The sequence below is a fragment of the Streptomyces sp. SID5785 genome (assembly GCF_009870065.1).
In the GTDB taxonomy this organism is placed as follows: domain Bacteria; phylum Actinomycetota; class Actinomycetes; order Streptomycetales; family Streptomycetaceae; genus Streptomyces.
The window spans coordinates 28,920-41,694 of record NZ_WWIA01000300.1 but is presented as its reverse complement, the minus strand read 5'-3'; the positions used below and the strand labels follow the sequence as shown (position 1 = coordinate 41,694).

Below are 12,775 nucleotides of genomic sequence, written 5' to 3'. Positions count from 1 at the left end.
CCCGATCCGCTAGGCTGTCCCCGCGCCTTCGTAGCTCAGGGGATAGAGCACCGCTCTCCTAAAGCGGGTGTCGCAGGTTCGAATCCTGCCGGGGGCACCAGCCAAAAGGCCCCGGACCGATCATGGTCCGGGGCCTTTGACATCCACTTCTGACATCAACGCGGGCGATCACCACGATCAGGGCGCCGCTTCCTGAGCAGCCGGTCCATGTGACTCATGGCCTCGCGCTGCGTGTCCTGCACGACGTGCGTACAGACGTCCATGGCGATGCTGATCTGAGAGTGCCCGCGGATCTCCATCACGACACGGGGCGCGACTCCGGCCGCCGTGAGCAGAGTGGCCGTTCCGTGCCGAGCGTCAAGCAGCCGGATCACACGAAGGCCGGCGGACTCGGCGATACGGGTGAAGGAGCGATAGACGTTGCGCGGCTCGACCTGGCGCCCGGTGCGGGTGGTGAGGACGTAGTCCGTTCCTGTCGCCCAGGTCTCCCCCGCCTTGGCGCGAGCAGCTGCTTGCCGCATCCGGTGCCAGCGCAGGGGCGGCGCGGTGCAGAGCCCCGGAAGCGGGACAACTCGACGGCGGCGGCTCTTGGTGCCACGCCCGCTCCACGATGTGCGGGTCGACGGCGGACGGGACGGGAGCTCAGGTTGAGCGGTGGGCTCGGTAGGTGTTCGTCTCCACCCTGAGATCACCGCGCATGTAGCCTCGATTTCGATCAGTCGTCTCTTGGTTTGGGGGAAGCACCAATGACGAAGGGCCCGTTCGTCGCCATGGCTGCCGTGACAGCCACGCTTGGGACTGTTCTTGCTGCCTTTGCGCTCCAGCTGCGTGCAGACGGCTACGAGCAGTACGTCGAATCCGTAGCCACCTTCAGTGTCCTGATGTTCGTCACAGCAGTTCTGACCGCGGTGACGTGGGTTCGTGACGGTCGACCAAACACGAACTGACTCTGCGGCCGTGCCCGATAGGCCAGGGACTCACGGGGAATCACGGTCACCCACAGGGAGCCCGCACGGCGAAGGCCCCTGACCGATTTACCTGGTCAGGGGCCTTCAACCTGCGCCGCGGGTGTGGGATTTGAACCCACGGAGGCTTGCGCCTCGACGGCTTTCAAGATTGCTCGCTCTGCGTCGAGGGGCGCTCGAAACCGAGGATGTCGTAGAGCCAGCGGTCGAAGTACCGCGCCTCAGCTCCTTGATCTCCCTCGACCGCCAGCCACTCACGGGCGGCGGTGACCATATGCGCCTCGGCCCGACCTGCTTCCTCAGGCCGTAGCTCGGCCCAGTCGGTCAGTTCACCGAAGATGGACACGAGCCCGGTGTCCGCTTCGTCGCCGTCGTCGACTGGGTGCCCGCCACTGGCAAGGCCCATGATTTCTAGGGCCGGTTCGTACGGCGACGCGTCGTTCCTCATGATGACCTCTGCACATGCCCTTACCGCGGCACGGAAGGCCTCAGAGTCGTTCACGGTAGGAGAATAGGCGACGTGGTCTGCCCGCTGCCGTGCCAGACCCGCGCCAGGTTGCGCGGGGAACCACGAGGAACGGCGGGGCACCGGACCGCCAACGTCGAGGGCCTTCAGCCTGCTGCCACGCAGGTCAGGCGCCCAACTCCCCGTAGATCACCCGAGCTTCCCAAGCTAAAGGCGCACATTCCCATTGATGGGGTTCGCTCAGTAGGGTGCGCAGAGTGCGATACCTGACGGAGTCCTTCGTTGTCGGCGCCTTGAAGCGGGGCCAATCAGTTGAGCAGTTCCTTGGGCCGGTCACTGCTTCCGGGCGAAGCGGCGTCAGCTACGTCGAGGTCCGCCCCGCGCGGGGGGCCTACGAGGTCTACGTCCATACCGTTGAGGACGTGGGCCACGAGAGCTTCTTCGACCTGAGTTCGTTCCCAGCATTCGACACCGACGCAGAAGAGGAAGACTTCGGCCGCCTCGTTGCCACGGTCCAGGACCCCTTGAGCGGCCTGGCTGCCGCCGAGGAGGTGACGGGCGCTGTGCGGGAGCGATGGGTCAACGAGAGCGTGACCCAGGACGAATACGCCGACTTCGTTCGAGCGGGTCGGCCTTTGGCTGCATCGTCCGATGAGCTCCCCTGGCCGAGTCCAGTCCCGTCGTCTGCCATCCAAGGCTGACATCAACGGCAGCGAACAGCGGTGGCCCCAGCCGACTTCAGGCGTCTGGACAGTCGTCGCGACGGCCGGGCGTGTCCGCACTTCGGCATCCCGCACAACCTCGTGAGCCATCGCGCCTTCTGACGTGCCCTCAGCACTCGTCCTTCTTGGCACGAGACCGACCGGTGCATCCGCGACGCCTGGTCGGGCTGCGGCATGAGCGAGGTACAGGTGCCGACAGTGAGCGAGTACGAGGAGTGGCCAAGCAGCGCCTGCACGGCCTGCATGGACAGCCCCGCGGCGAGGCTGGGGGAGTCCTCGCAGTGGCGGAAGTGCCTCGGCGTCCGGCGGTTCCCGGATTCATACAGAGAGCCGGTTCTAGGTGCATACTCAGGCCCGGATTGAGTGATCCGGCCGGCATGACGCAGCGCACCCGGCCCGTAACGTGCGTCGCGGTAGCCACACCAGACATACGGAGCGGAAACGGGGCGCTCCCGGGGTGCGCGCCGGGACACGGGCCTGCGGCAGGACTCGTGACAAGCGTGTTCGGTGACCCCTGCGGACCTTCGTCTCGACATGTGGTCCGCGGACGATCCGTTCGCCATAAGTCCCCCAGCAAGCCCTGTCCCAGAGGGCTTCACGAGAACACACCGCCCACCTCAACTGAGTACGGGCACGGATGTGCGGCCGTACAGAGGCTCCTACTCTCGGCCGCATGAGTGAAACGGACACCACGAGGGATAGCGCCCTGCCGGAGGTCTCGCAGGCGGACGAGCCGTTGCGTCCCGCCCTCGGCGATTGGGCTTGGCGGGCGTTTTTCGCGCTCCTGGTCCTCCTGTTCGGAGTGTTCGTGGGCGGGATCGCCCCGTGGTTCTCGTTGTCCTGCGGAACCTGTCAGGACGGGATGCGCGACGCGCGCTTCATCACCGCCCTGACGGTGGTCGCGTGGTACGTCGTTCCGCTCGTCACCGTCGGCACCGCGGCCGGGCTCTTCCTTCCGCGGGCCGGTGTCCGGATCGGGTGGACCGGCACCGGCCTTGTCGCGGCACTTCTGTTCGTCATCATGGTCCTGGGCAGGATTCCTGCCTGAGGTCCAGGGCGGCGGACCCTCGACGGCCCAAAAGCGGGAAAGGGAACAGGTCGCCGCAATCCGGCTCTGGCTCGGTCCAGGAGATACGCCCTGCATCTGGTTACACAGAAATGCTTAGCCCGCAGACAGCGTCATCTCATACAGTCCCGAAGCTATGACAGCACTCGCAGCCTTTACCTTTGTGCGCCATGCAGACGGGCTCCGCTACCACTTCGAGCGGGACGGCGAGCGCAACGGCCGCCCTGCCTACCGCCGGACGGACGGGAAGGTGTGGTGTGTCTGGTCGTCAGTCGACGGCTGGCACTGCGAGATCATGGGCGGCCTCGTCACCGCCCACCCCCTCAACAGCCCCGCTGACGAACCCGAACCCCCGGCCACCGTCTGGCGCAGCTTCAAGGATGACCGCTCCTACCTCTACGACCTCCGAACCGTCGCCCACGAAGCATGACCCGCCGGACAGCGCCCAATCAGCCAACCATCCGTGAGTCAGGGGCTGTTACGCGCCTCTCAACCGCATCAAACATCCGGCCACAGTGGATGGGCTCGGAGGGCATGAGTCGAGCACCAGACACCCGTCCGCCCCACGGTCACGGACGACGCCTCCGGGGGGATCGGCCGACACCGGGTGGAAGGGGGCGCCGTTCCCGGCCGCGGGCACACCGAGGCGAGCTTGGTGGGCTGAGAGGTACACCGGACGCGAAGCCTCAATCAGCAATCTGCCTCGTGGGCCAAGCTTCTAAGATCATGGTCTCAATTCTCCGGAGGCATCATGAAACGCGCGCCCATACTCACCGTGGCGGTCCTGTCAGCCACCCTGCTCACGGCGTGCGCACAGGAGAAGCCTGAACTGCGTCCGACCAGATCGGCCGGGGAAGGCGCCTGGTACAAGAGCACTAAGGATGAGCGCACCGAGTACTGCGAGGCTTACCGCGCGAACGACCCGCAGCGCCCGATCATGATCCCGTCGTACGCATCGGCGGAATCGGAAGACGAGTTCGCCGACGACTTCTACAACGTGCTGAAGAAGAAGTGCTGAGCCCGCGAGCCTGCCTGCGGTCGTGCCCCACCCGTGCCTGACGGGCCGGGAACTCACGGGGATCACGGTCGCCAGCGGGCACCACGCACGCCGAAGACCCCCGACCAAAGATGTTCCTGGTCAGGGGCCTTTAACCTGTGCGGTGGGTATGGGCGCCGAGGCGGTGCCACGGCGGGAACAGAAGGCTGCTCGGGCGCCGCCCCATTGATGCTCCCCTGCACGGCAGCCGCGAACTCGCTCCGGGTAGCCCTCATCAGGTCAAGATTGGCGTGGTACGGGTTGCGCGAGGGCTGTCGGCCATACGTCGAATCCCGGCAGGAGATCCGGGTACAGGAGGGTGACACCCTCACCGGGTGACCGCGCCCCCGGCTGGCCCCGCCTGCCCCTCCTGCGTATCCGTAACGTGTCCGGCGACCGCAGGGCCGTGGTGCACGCGCTGCGGCCGGAACCGGCCCCGCCCCCGTCAGGCCACCGCCACGAGCAGCGGCTGGAAGAAGCCCGTCTCCGGGGGTGTGCGCCACTCGGGGTCCGTGAAGCCCGCGTCGCGGACCAGGGCCGAGAGGCGGTCGCGGGTCAGGGCCCAGTACGTGGTCCGGCGGACGTCGACCTGCCAGGTGCCGGCGGCCGGGTGCAGCTGGAAGTGCTCCAGGTCGTAGTGTTCGCCGTCCTCGTGCCAGTGCCAGAGCTGGAAGGTGACCGTGCGCGCGTCCCCGCCGTGGACCTGGGGCGGGGTCGACTCCGGTTGCTCGCGCAGCAGTTCGTCGTAGGGGCGGGTACTGAGCAGCAGTCGGCCGCCGGGGCGCAGGACGCGGCGCATCTCGGTGAGGGCGGCGTGGACGTCGGGCTCCGTGAGGAGGTGGGGCAGGGCGTTGTCCGCGCAGACCACGGCGTCGAAGTGGCCGTCGGGGAAGGGGAGTCGGCGCATGTCGGCGACCGCGGTGTGCAGCGGCACCCCGCGCCCTGCGGCTTCCCGGGCGGCCCGGGTCACGGCGCGGCGGCTGAGGTCCGTCCCGGTGACGTGGTGGCCCTGGAGGGCGAGGCCGAGGGCCTGGGTGCCGATGCCGCACGCGCAGTCGAGCACGGTGGCGGCGCCGCCGTCCTGCCCCAACAGGGCGTGCAGGGCACGCCCTTGGCGCTGGACGCTCGCGGTCCAGTCCGCGTAGACGAGGTGGTAGTCGTCGGCCAGTTCGTCGTAGAAGCGCGCCACCGAGGTCCCGGGCATGCGCCGAGGCTACCGGCGGGCGAACCCGGTGGCGCGGCCGCCGTCCGGCTCGCCGGTGACGACCCGACCCGACCCGCTGGCGGGCCGGAACGCTCGCGGAGGTGGATTCCCGGTACGGGGACCGCCAGTCCGTGGCCGAAGCGTTCCCCTACAGATTCCACTCGTCCGCCAGCAGTCCGAGCAGCCGGTGCTGGCGCTTGCGCAGCTGATCCGGGGCCCAGGAGTCGTGCTGGAGCACCTGGCTCGTGAGAGCGAACGTCGAGACGCCGTGCTTGCCGGTGAAGTACTTGGTCTTCTTCTCCGTGAAGTCGTAGTTCTGAGCGTACGAGTTCTTGGACCGGCTGAGCAGGACCAGGTTGCCGAGCCGGTGGGTCCACTCGCCGCGCTGCTCGTCGGTGAAGGTGCTCAGCCACTGGGAGCCCTGCTTCGGGTTCTGCGGCAGTACATGCTCGACGGTGATCAGACCGTGGTCGTAGGAGACGCCGGGCCGCCCCGCGAGCATCTCGTCGAGGCGCAGCAGCACGTACTTGCGGGTCCGCGTGACGAGGTACAGGTCGCCGTCCAGGCGGGCCAGCGTCTCCGCGCGTTCGGCGTCGGTCAGCGCCAGGGAGGGTGCCTCCAGGCCCAGGCCCGCGTCGAGTTCACGCAACAGGTCGGCGTGACGGGTGACGCGGGGAGTGGTGTAGACGCGGCGCAGGAACATGCTGGCCGTCAGCCGTTCCAGGGCGCACAGGAAGGAGTCCAGCCAGGCCGGGTCCCCGCCGTGGTTGCGCAGCGCCCACAGCGCCGCGGGCCGCCAGTCGTTGTTGTCGATCTGCTGGAGGCGCCGGAACCAGGCGTTGACCTGTTCGGCGCCGGACGCGGCCACGTAGCCGCCGTCCCTGATCTGGGCGTACGCGTCCGCGTACGGGACCACGACGTCGTTGACGAACGAGTCGGCCTTGCCCGGCAGATAGGCGTTGAGGACCTGCTCCGGGAACTCCTTGAGCAGTTCCCGCTCGGCACGTCTCATGGCGAACACCATGCGCAGGTGGAGAAAGAGGTCGGCGAAGTCGTCCCGGCCGAGCGCCTCCTCGGCGTCCTCCCACTTGCGGGCGCACTCCTCCGACGCCGTCGCGTCCAGCGCGCCGATGATGTGCGACTTGAAGATGTCCGTCGGGGACAGGTCCATGCCCCGGGAGTTCATCACGCTGAAGATGCGGTGCGCGCTGTCCAGGTCGGGGGTGCTGACGACGACGAGGAAGGTCCGCTCCCCCAGCATCTGCACGAGGTCGAGCCGGCGGTCCTCGGTCCACGTCCGGAGAAGCTCGTGCAGGGCCGTCGCGTTCCGCAGGACGGCCTTCTGCGCGTCCGTCGGCAGCGCGTCCTCCCCGAGGGACCGCAGCTGGTCGGTCGCCCCCTTGGTCTGGACGTACTCGGCGAAGAACCCGGCATCGCGGTGCCGCAGCGTGAGGCGCGGCTTGGGCGCGAGGCGGCGTACCTTGTTCCCGGGCTCGGTGACCAGCCGGTCCAGGTCGCTGCGCAGCTCGGCGTCCTCCGTCAGATCACGCAGCAGCGCGAGCAGGATGGTCAGCGTGGTGAGCCGCTGCTGTCCGTCGATGACGTCGGCGGGCGCGCCCCCCTTGGCCTTGACGAGGACGACGGACCCGAGGAAGTACGGCTCGTCCGTGCCCCGGTCCAGGGACTCCGCGAGGTCGGTGAGCAGCTGGACGGCCTGCTCGGTGTCCCAGGCGTACGGTCGCTGGTAGTCCGGGATCCTGAAGTCGTAGTCGCTGCTGAACACCTTGTGCAGGGACACTTCCTGCGCCTCGAGTTGCTGCATGTCACCATGATGACCGGCGTGTCGGGGGCCTGTCTGCCCGGCGGCCACGTTCTCGCTCAGGGTCCCGCCGCGCGCCCGGCCGTCACGCCCCGCCGCTCGTCAGATCCCGTAGCAGCGCCCGCACCCGCCCCTCGATCTCGTCCCTGATCGGGCGGACCGCCGCGACGTCACGGCCGGCCGGGTCCGGGACGGGCCAGTCGAGGTAGCGCTTGCCGGGGAAGACCGGGCAGGTGTCGCCGCAGCCCATCGTGATGACGACGTCGCAGGCGCGGACGGCGTCCGTGGTGAGGACTTTCGGGGTCTCGGCCGTGATGTCGATGCCCACCTCGGCGAGCGCCTCGACGACCGCCGGGTTGACCGCGTCCGCGGGCGCGGAGCCCGCCGAGCGGACCTGTACGCGGTCGCCGGCGAGGTGCGTGAGGTAGGCGGCAGCCATCTGGGAGCGGCCCGCGTTGTGGACGCAGACGAACAGGACGGACGGGACGGACGGGACGGACGGGGACGGGAGTCGGGGGTCAGGCACGGGTGGCCTCCTTGCCGGGGGACGGAGACGAGGCCGCACCGACGGCCTCGGCTTCGGCTTCGGCCCCGGCCGGGAACCCCGGGAACCAGCGGTGGCGTACCGACAGGGACACGTGGACCAGGCCGATCAGGACCGGTACCTCGATGAGCGGGCCGACGACACCGGCCAGGGCCTGCCCGGAGGAGGCGCCGAAGGTCGCGACGGCGACCGCGATGGCGAGTTCGAAGTTGTTGCCGGCGGCGGTGAAGGCGAGGGTCGTGGCGCGCGGGTAGTCGAGGCCCACCGCGCGGCCGAGCAGCATCGATCCGGTCCACATCAGGGCGAAGTAGCCGAGGAGCGGCAGCGCGATGCGGGCGACGTCCAGGGGGCGCGAGGTGATGGCGTCGCCCTGGAGCGCGAAGAGGACGACGATCGTGAAGAGGAGCCCGTGGAGCGCGAACGGGCCGATACGCGGGACCAGCCGGTTCTCGTACCAGGTACGGCCCTTGGCCCGCTCCCCGATCCGCCGGGTGAGGTACCCGGCGGCGAGCGGGACGCCGAGGAAGAGCAGGACGCTGCGGGTGATCTCCCAGAGGGAGATGTCGAGGCCGGTCCGCTCCAGGCCGAGGGCGCCGGGCAGCCACTGGAGGTAGAACCAGCCGAGCGCGGAGAACGCGAGCACCTGGAACACCGAGTTGAGGGCGACCAGCACGGCCGCGGCCTCCCGGTGGCCGCGGGCGAGGTCGTTCCAGATGACGACCATCGCGATGCAGCGGGCGAGGCCGACGACGATCAGACCGGTGCGGTACGCGGGCAGGTCCGGCAGGAGCAGCCAGGCCAGCGCGAACATGAGGGCCGGGCCCACGACCCAGTTCAGGAACAGGGACGGCAGCAGCAGCCGGCGGTCGCGCGTGACCGTGCCGAGCCGGTCGTACCGGACCTTGGCCAGGACCGGGTACATCATCACGAGCAGGCCGAGCGCGATCGGCAGGGACACCCCGGCGACCGTCACCGCGGCGAGGGCGTCGCCGAGGCCGGGCACGAGGCGGCCGAGGCCCAGTCCGGCGGCCATCGCCGCCAGGATCCACACGGCGAGGTAGCGGTCGAGGAACGACAGGCGTCCGGCGAGAGCCCTCCCGGAAGCGGGCGCCCCGGGCGCCCCGGACGGCGCGGGCGACACGGGCGACGCGGACGGCGCGGGCGACGCGGGCGACGCGGTCACGCGTGGGCGGTGCGGGTCAGGACGCCGGCCAGCCGGTCGGTCGTCTCGGGCAGGAGCCAGTAGTAGACCCAGGTGCCGCGGCGCTCGCAGTCGATCAGTCCGGCCTGACGCAGGAGCTTGAGGTGGTGCGAGATCGTCGGCTGGGACAGGTCGAAGGCCGGGGTCAGCTCGCAGACGCAGACCTCGCCGCCGGCGCGGGACGCGATCATGGAGAGCAGCCGCAGCCGCACGGGGTCGCCGAGCGCCTTGAAGACCTTCGCCAGGTCGGCGGCCTGCTCCTCGTCCAGGGGGGCGGTGAGCAGCCCCGGGCAGCACGACTCCGGCACGCTGTCCGCCGCCACCGGCGCTTCTTGGTTCGACATTCTTCTATATTGACAGTCTTCTATATGCGAGGCAAGCTCGGTCACAGATGTATCGACGGATGTCGATACAGGGATGCAGGAGCTCTGGAGGTACCCCATGTCCCGTGCCCAGCTCGCCCTCCGCGTCAGCGACCTGGAGGCGTCGATCGCCTTCTACTCGAAACTGTTCGGCGCCGAACCGGCCAAGCGCCGCGAGGGGTACGCCAACTTCGCTCTCACCGAGCCCCCGCTCAAGCTCGTCCTCATCGAGGGCGCGCCCGGCGAGGACACCCGGCTCGACCACCTCGGCGTCGAGGTCGAGACCGGCGACCAGGTCGGCGCCGCGACCGCCCGGCTCAAGGACGCGGGCCTCGCCACGTTCGAGGAGAACGACACGTCGTGCTGTTACGCGCTCCAGGACAAGGTCTGGGTGCACGGCCCGGGCCGCGAGCCGTGGGAGGTGTACGTGGTCAAGGGCGACGCCGACACGCTCGGCAAGAGCGCCGAGGCCGGCGCCGAGTCCTGCTGCGGCGCCGGTTCCGGCGGGTCGGGCGGCACCTGCGGCTGACCCCGCGCGGCTCCGCCCGGCCCCCCGCGGCCCGGCTCCGCCCTACACCGCCGGCCGCGCCCGCCCGCCCCCGGACCGCGCCGCCGTGATCACCGCGGTCGTCACCGCCGTCCCGGCCAGCGTGCCCAGGGCCACCAGCACGACCCCGATCGCGAAGAGACCGCTGGAGTCGTCGGACCAGTCGTAGAACGCGGCGACGGCGAGTCCGGCGGGTACGCCCAGGACCGCGGCCGGGACGTGCCGGCGGGCGGCCGCCCAGCCGACCGGGACCAGCAGGGTGAGGACGAGGCCGATGACCTGCCAGGCCTCGTACGGACCGGTGACCGTGCCGTCGGGATGGACGTCACGGGTCTGGTCCCAGCCCAGCCAGCCCGCCCAGGCGGCCGCGGCGAGGCCGGCGGCGGCGAGGGTCGGGACCAGTTCACTCAGGACGCGGCGTGCGCGGGGTGCTCGGCTCATGGGACCAGCGTCGCCGCCGGGCACCCCGGCCCGGCAGGGCGCTCGTACTCAGATCGCGGAGAAATCCCTAGGCATCCGTACGGTACGAGCCGAGCAGGTCCGCGAGGCGCGGCAGCTGCTCCGGGTCCTCGAGCGCCGAGCCGACCGCGACGACCCGCGCCCCGGCGGCGAGGTACTCCGCCGCGTTCCCGGCGTCGATCCCGCCGGTCGCGACGAACGGGACCTCGGGGAACGGGCCGCGCATCGCCCGGAACCAGCCCGGGCCGAGCACGCTCGCCGGGAACGCCTTCAGCCAGTCGAGGCCGAGCGCCCGCGCCGCCTGCACGTCGGTCGCCGTGGCCACCCCGGGCAGGTGCGGCAGGCCCGCGTCCCGGCAGGCCCGCGCCACGTCGGCGTCGAACCCCGGGGCGACGGTGAACGCGGCGCCCGCCGCGACGGCCCGCTCCAGGCGCTCCCGTGTCGTGACGGTGCCCGCGCCGACGGGCTTGCCCCGCTCGGCACCGGCCGCGACGACGGCGGCCAGCACCCGGCCCGCCTCCTCGTCCTGCACCGGCACCTCGACGCACGAGATGCCCAGGTCCCAGGCCTGGACGGCGAGTTCGACGGTGCGGTCGGCCGGCAGTCCGCGCAGGATCGCCATCACCGGCACCCCGGCGAACAGCGCGTCGAAGCTCGGGGCCGGGGTCTGGTTCGGGGTCTGGTTCGGGTTCGGGGTCAGGTCAGGGGTCGGGGGCGCCATCCCAGCTCCTCGGAGATCGTCGCGACAGTGGTCAGCAGGTCGGGCAGGACGTCCGCCGTCAGGGCGGCCAGATCGGCGCGGGCCTTCAGGGCGGTGACCGACACCGCTCCGACGACCTCGCCGCCGCTGCCGCGCACCGGGGCGGCGAGGCAGTTCACGTAGTCCTCGTACTCGCCGTCGTCGACGGCGTGGCCCCGCTCCCGGGTCCGCGCGAGCACCGCCCGGTACGCGGCCGGATCGGTGACGGTCGTCGCCGTGTGCGGGGCGAAGTCGCAGGACGCGTCGAGCAGCGCCGCGGCCCGGTCCGGCGGCAGCTCGGCCAGGATCGCCTTCGCGACGCCCGCGGTGTGCAGGGTGACGGGGCGGCCGATCTCCGCGTACAGCCGGATGCCGTCGGCCGGGTCGATCTTGTCGGCGTACACGATGCGGTCGCCCTCGAGCGCCGCCAGGTGCACCGTGTGCCCGGTGCGCGCACCGAGGCCGCGCAGGTGTGCGCGGGCGACGTCGGTCAGCCCGAACTGCTCCTCCGCCAGCCGGGCGAGGCCCGCGAGCCGCAGCCCGATCGCGTACCGCCCGTCGGGCAGCCTGCGGGCGAGACCGCCGTCGGTCAGGGACTCCAGGATGCGCAGGGCGGTCGAGCGGTGCACGCCGAGACGGGCGCCGACCTCCGACTGGGTGCGCGGCTCGCGGGCGACGAACTCGAGGATCTCGATCGCCCGCGCGACGGTCTGCGACATCGCGTCACTCCCCCTTCGCGTCGAGGGAGTCGGCGGGCACGTAGTCCTCCAGGCTGCGCAGGGTGCGGCCGGCCAGCCGGTGGCCCAGCGCCAGCCGCCCGGCCGCGGGCAGTCCGCGCAGCAGTCCGCCGAGCCAGCCCGCGGCGAACGCGTCCCCCGCGCCGACCGACTCGACGACCTCCACGGCCGGCGCGGGCACGAACTCCCGCTCCGCGCCGGTGAATTCGCTCGCCCCGACCGCCCCGTCTTTGACGACGAGCACGCCGGGTCCGCCCAGCAGGGCGCGGACGTCCTCGGCGGTGGCCGTCCCCCACAGCGCCTCGGCCTCGTCCCGGCCGACCAGGACCACATCGGCCCGGCGGGCCGACGCGAGCAGCACGTCGGCCGCGTCCTCGCGTGAACTCCACAGCGCGGGACGGTGGTTGACGTCGAACGAGACCAGCGCCCCGGCCGCCCGGGCGCGCTCCGCCAGCGCCGTGACGAGCCCCGCACAGCCCGGGGACAGGGCGGGGGTGATGCCGGTGAGGTGCAGCAGCCGTACGCCCGTGAGGTCGACGGCCTCGGCGTCGGCGGGTGTCATCCGGGAGGCGGCCGAGCCGGCCCGGTAGTAGTGCACGCGGGTGCCGGGGGACGCGGGGCCGCCGGGGTCCTTGAAGTAGACGCCGGTCGGGGCCGACGGGTCGGTGCGCACGCCCGTGACGTCCACCCCGCGCGCGGCCACGGAGGCCCGCACGCGTCGCCCGAAGGGATCGTCGCCGACCCGGCTCAGCCAGGCCGTCCGGTGCCCCAGGTCGGCCAGGTACTGCGCGACGGTGGACTCGGCGCCCGCGACCGCGAGCCGGGCCGTGCGGCTGTGCTCGAGGTCCGCCCCGTCGGCGGGCGTGACCTGCGCCATCGTCTCGCCGACGCAGATCACCTCCGGTGAC

16 protein-coding genes, 1 tRNA gene and 1 pseudogene are annotated in these 12,775 nt (G+C 71.0%); 7 read left to right on the top strand and 11 right to left on the bottom strand.

Translation table 11 applies throughout. The annotated features are described in order from the left end of the window. Positions 1-24 precede the first annotated feature (24 nt). Positions 25-100, top strand: a tRNA-Arg gene (locus GTW43_RS09490). Positions 101-155: 55 nt separating this feature from the next. On the opposite strand, the pseudogene GTW43_RS09485 reads toward GTW43_RS09490, so the two are convergent. After that, positions 156-590 (bottom strand): annotated as a pseudogene (locus tag GTW43_RS09485) (tyrosine-type recombinase/integrase); the annotation flags it as partial. Between the two features lie 156 nt (positions 591-746). Here GTW43_RS09485 and GTW43_RS09480 point away from each other — a divergent pair. Beyond that, complete coding sequence (locus GTW43_RS09480; RefSeq protein ID WP_161301184.1) at positions 747-947, top strand: SCO3870 family protein; 201 nt, start codon at positions 747-749, stop codon at positions 945-947. A 163-nt stretch (positions 948-1,110) separates the two neighbouring features. On the opposite strand, the gene GTW43_RS09475 is transcribed toward GTW43_RS09480, so the two are convergent. Continuing rightward, positions 1,111-1,467: a hypothetical protein gene (locus tag GTW43_RS09475; protein ID WP_161301183.1), complete on the bottom strand. Its 357-nt coding sequence runs from the start codon at positions 1,465-1,467 to the stop codon at positions 1,111-1,113. A 221-nt stretch (positions 1,468-1,688) separates the two neighbouring features. On the opposite strand from GTW43_RS09475, the gene GTW43_RS09470 reads away from it, so the two are divergent. The 4 genes from GTW43_RS09470 to GTW43_RS09455 all read left to right on the top strand — a co-directional run bounded on the left by GTW43_RS09470 (position 1,689) and on the right by GTW43_RS09455 (position 4,237). Further along, a complete protein-coding gene (locus GTW43_RS09470; RefSeq protein ID WP_343245951.1) occupies positions 1,689-2,132 on the top strand; it encodes a hypothetical protein in 444 nt (147 codons plus the stop codon). A 694-nt stretch (positions 2,133-2,826) separates the two neighbouring features. After that, a complete protein-coding gene (locus GTW43_RS09465; RefSeq protein WP_161301182.1) occupies positions 2,827-3,201 on the top strand; it encodes a hypothetical protein in 375 nt (124 codons plus the stop codon). A gap of 181 nt (positions 3,202-3,382) precedes the next feature. Continuing rightward, the gene (locus GTW43_RS09460) at positions 3,383-3,649 is read left to right on the top strand and encodes a hypothetical protein (protein ID WP_343245950.1); all 267 of its coding nucleotides are present in this window, start codon (positions 3,383-3,385) and stop codon (positions 3,647-3,649) included. 321 nt (positions 3,650-3,970) lie between these two features. Next, the gene (locus GTW43_RS09455) at positions 3,971-4,237 is read left to right on the top strand and encodes a hypothetical protein (RefSeq protein WP_161301180.1); all 267 of its coding nucleotides are present in this window, start codon (positions 3,971-3,973) and stop codon (positions 4,235-4,237) included. A 463-nt stretch (positions 4,238-4,700) separates the two neighbouring features. Here GTW43_RS09455 and GTW43_RS09450 read toward each other — a convergent pair whose 3' ends face one another. From GTW43_RS09450 to GTW43_RS09430, 5 genes are all read right to left on the bottom strand, one after another. Continuing rightward, positions 4,701-5,459 (bottom strand): class I SAM-dependent methyltransferase, encoded by a 759-nt coding sequence (locus tag GTW43_RS09450; protein ID WP_161301179.1) that lies wholly within the window; start codon positions 5,457-5,459, stop codon positions 4,701-4,703. A gap of 148 nt (positions 5,460-5,607) precedes the next feature. After that, positions 5,608-7,281, bottom strand: coding sequence for a DUF262 domain-containing protein (locus GTW43_RS09445; RefSeq protein WP_161301178.1), 1,674 nt, complete (start codon positions 7,279-7,281; stop codon positions 5,608-5,610). Between the two features lie 82 nt (positions 7,282-7,363). After that, a complete protein-coding gene (locus GTW43_RS09440; RefSeq protein WP_161301177.1) occupies positions 7,364-7,804 on the bottom strand; it encodes an arsenate reductase ArsC in 441 nt (146 codons plus the stop codon). Next, on the bottom strand, positions 7,797-8,855 hold the full coding sequence (arsB, locus tag GTW43_RS09435) for an ACR3 family arsenite efflux transporter (RefSeq protein WP_237536505.1): 1,059 nt from the start codon (positions 8,853-8,855) through the stop codon (positions 7,797-7,799). The genes GTW43_RS09440 and arsB overlap by 8 nt, the downstream gene beginning before the upstream one ends. A 146-nt stretch (positions 8,856-9,001) precedes the next feature. After that, complete coding sequence (locus tag GTW43_RS09430) at positions 9,002-9,367, bottom strand: metalloregulator ArsR/SmtB family transcription factor (protein ID WP_161301176.1); 366 nt, start codon at positions 9,365-9,367, stop codon at positions 9,002-9,004. Between the two features lie 97 nt (positions 9,368-9,464). Between GTW43_RS09430 and GTW43_RS09425 the strand changes: the two genes are divergently transcribed. Beyond that, a complete protein-coding gene (locus GTW43_RS09425) occupies positions 9,465-9,914 on the top strand; it encodes an ArsI/CadI family heavy metal resistance metalloenzyme (protein WP_161301175.1) in 450 nt (149 codons plus the stop codon). A 42-nt stretch (positions 9,915-9,956) separates the two neighbouring features. Here the strand turns inward: GTW43_RS09425 and GTW43_RS09420 are convergent, their stop codons facing one another. From GTW43_RS09420 to GTW43_RS09405, 4 genes are all read right to left on the bottom strand, one after another. Continuing rightward, positions 9,957-10,373, bottom strand: coding sequence for a hypothetical protein (locus tag GTW43_RS09420; protein WP_161301174.1), 417 nt, complete (start codon positions 10,371-10,373; stop codon positions 9,957-9,959). A gap of 67 nt (positions 10,374-10,440) precedes the next feature. Beyond that, on the bottom strand, positions 10,441-11,112 hold the full coding sequence (locus GTW43_RS09415) for a bifunctional 4-hydroxy-2-oxoglutarate aldolase/2-dehydro-3-deoxy-phosphogluconate aldolase (protein WP_161301173.1): 672 nt from the start codon (positions 11,110-11,112) through the stop codon (positions 10,441-10,443). Beyond that, positions 11,088-11,849 (bottom strand): IclR family transcriptional regulator, encoded by a 762-nt coding sequence (locus tag GTW43_RS09410; protein ID WP_161301172.1) that lies wholly within the window; start codon positions 11,847-11,849, stop codon positions 11,088-11,090. Before GTW43_RS09410 ends, GTW43_RS09415 begins: the two co-directional genes overlap by 25 nt. Before the next feature lie 4 nt (positions 11,850-11,853). Further along, positions 11,854-12,765, bottom strand: a complete 912-nt coding sequence (locus GTW43_RS09405) for a sugar kinase (RefSeq protein WP_343245949.1) — start codon at positions 12,763-12,765, stop codon at positions 11,854-11,856. Positions 12,766-12,775: the final 10 nt, after the last annotated feature.

Coding starts and splice junctions, on each gene's coding strand:
- GTW43_RS09420 (WP_161301174.1), bottom strand. CDS start 10,373: ATGAGCCGAGCACCCCGCGCACGCCGCGTCCTGAGTGAACTGGTCCCG.
- GTW43_RS09465 (WP_161301182.1), top strand. CDS start 2,827: ATGAGTGAAACGGACACCACGAGGGATAGCGCCCTGCCGGAGGTCTCG.
- GTW43_RS09455 (WP_161301180.1), top strand. CDS start 3,971: ATGAAACGCGCGCCCATACTCACCGTGGCGGTCCTGTCAGCCACCCTG.
- GTW43_RS09445 (WP_161301178.1), bottom strand. CDS start 7,281: ATGCAGCAACTCGAGGCGCAGGAAGTGTCCCTGCACAAGGTGTTCAGC.
- GTW43_RS09425 (WP_161301175.1), top strand. CDS start 9,465: ATGTCCCGTGCCCAGCTCGCCCTCCGCGTCAGCGACCTGGAGGCGTCG.
- arsB (WP_237536505.1), bottom strand. CDS start 8,855: ATGGCCGCCGGACTGGGCCTCGGCCGCCTCGTGCCCGGCCTCGGCGAC.
- GTW43_RS09450 (WP_161301179.1), bottom strand. CDS start 5,459: ATGCCCGGGACCTCGGTGGCGCGCTTCTACGACGAACTGGCCGACGAC.
- GTW43_RS09410 (WP_161301172.1), bottom strand. CDS start 11,849: ATGTCGCAGACCGTCGCGCGGGCGATCGAGATCCTCGAGTTCGTCGCC.
- GTW43_RS09415 (WP_161301173.1), bottom strand. CDS start 11,112: ATGGCGCCCCCGACCCCTGACCTGACCCCGAACCCGAACCAGACCCCG.
- GTW43_RS09430 (WP_161301176.1), bottom strand. CDS start 9,367: ATGTCGAACCAAGAAGCGCCGGTGGCGGCGGACAGCGTGCCGGAGTCG.
- GTW43_RS09480 (WP_161301184.1), top strand. CDS start 747: ATGACGAAGGGCCCGTTCGTCGCCATGGCTGCCGTGACAGCCACGCTT.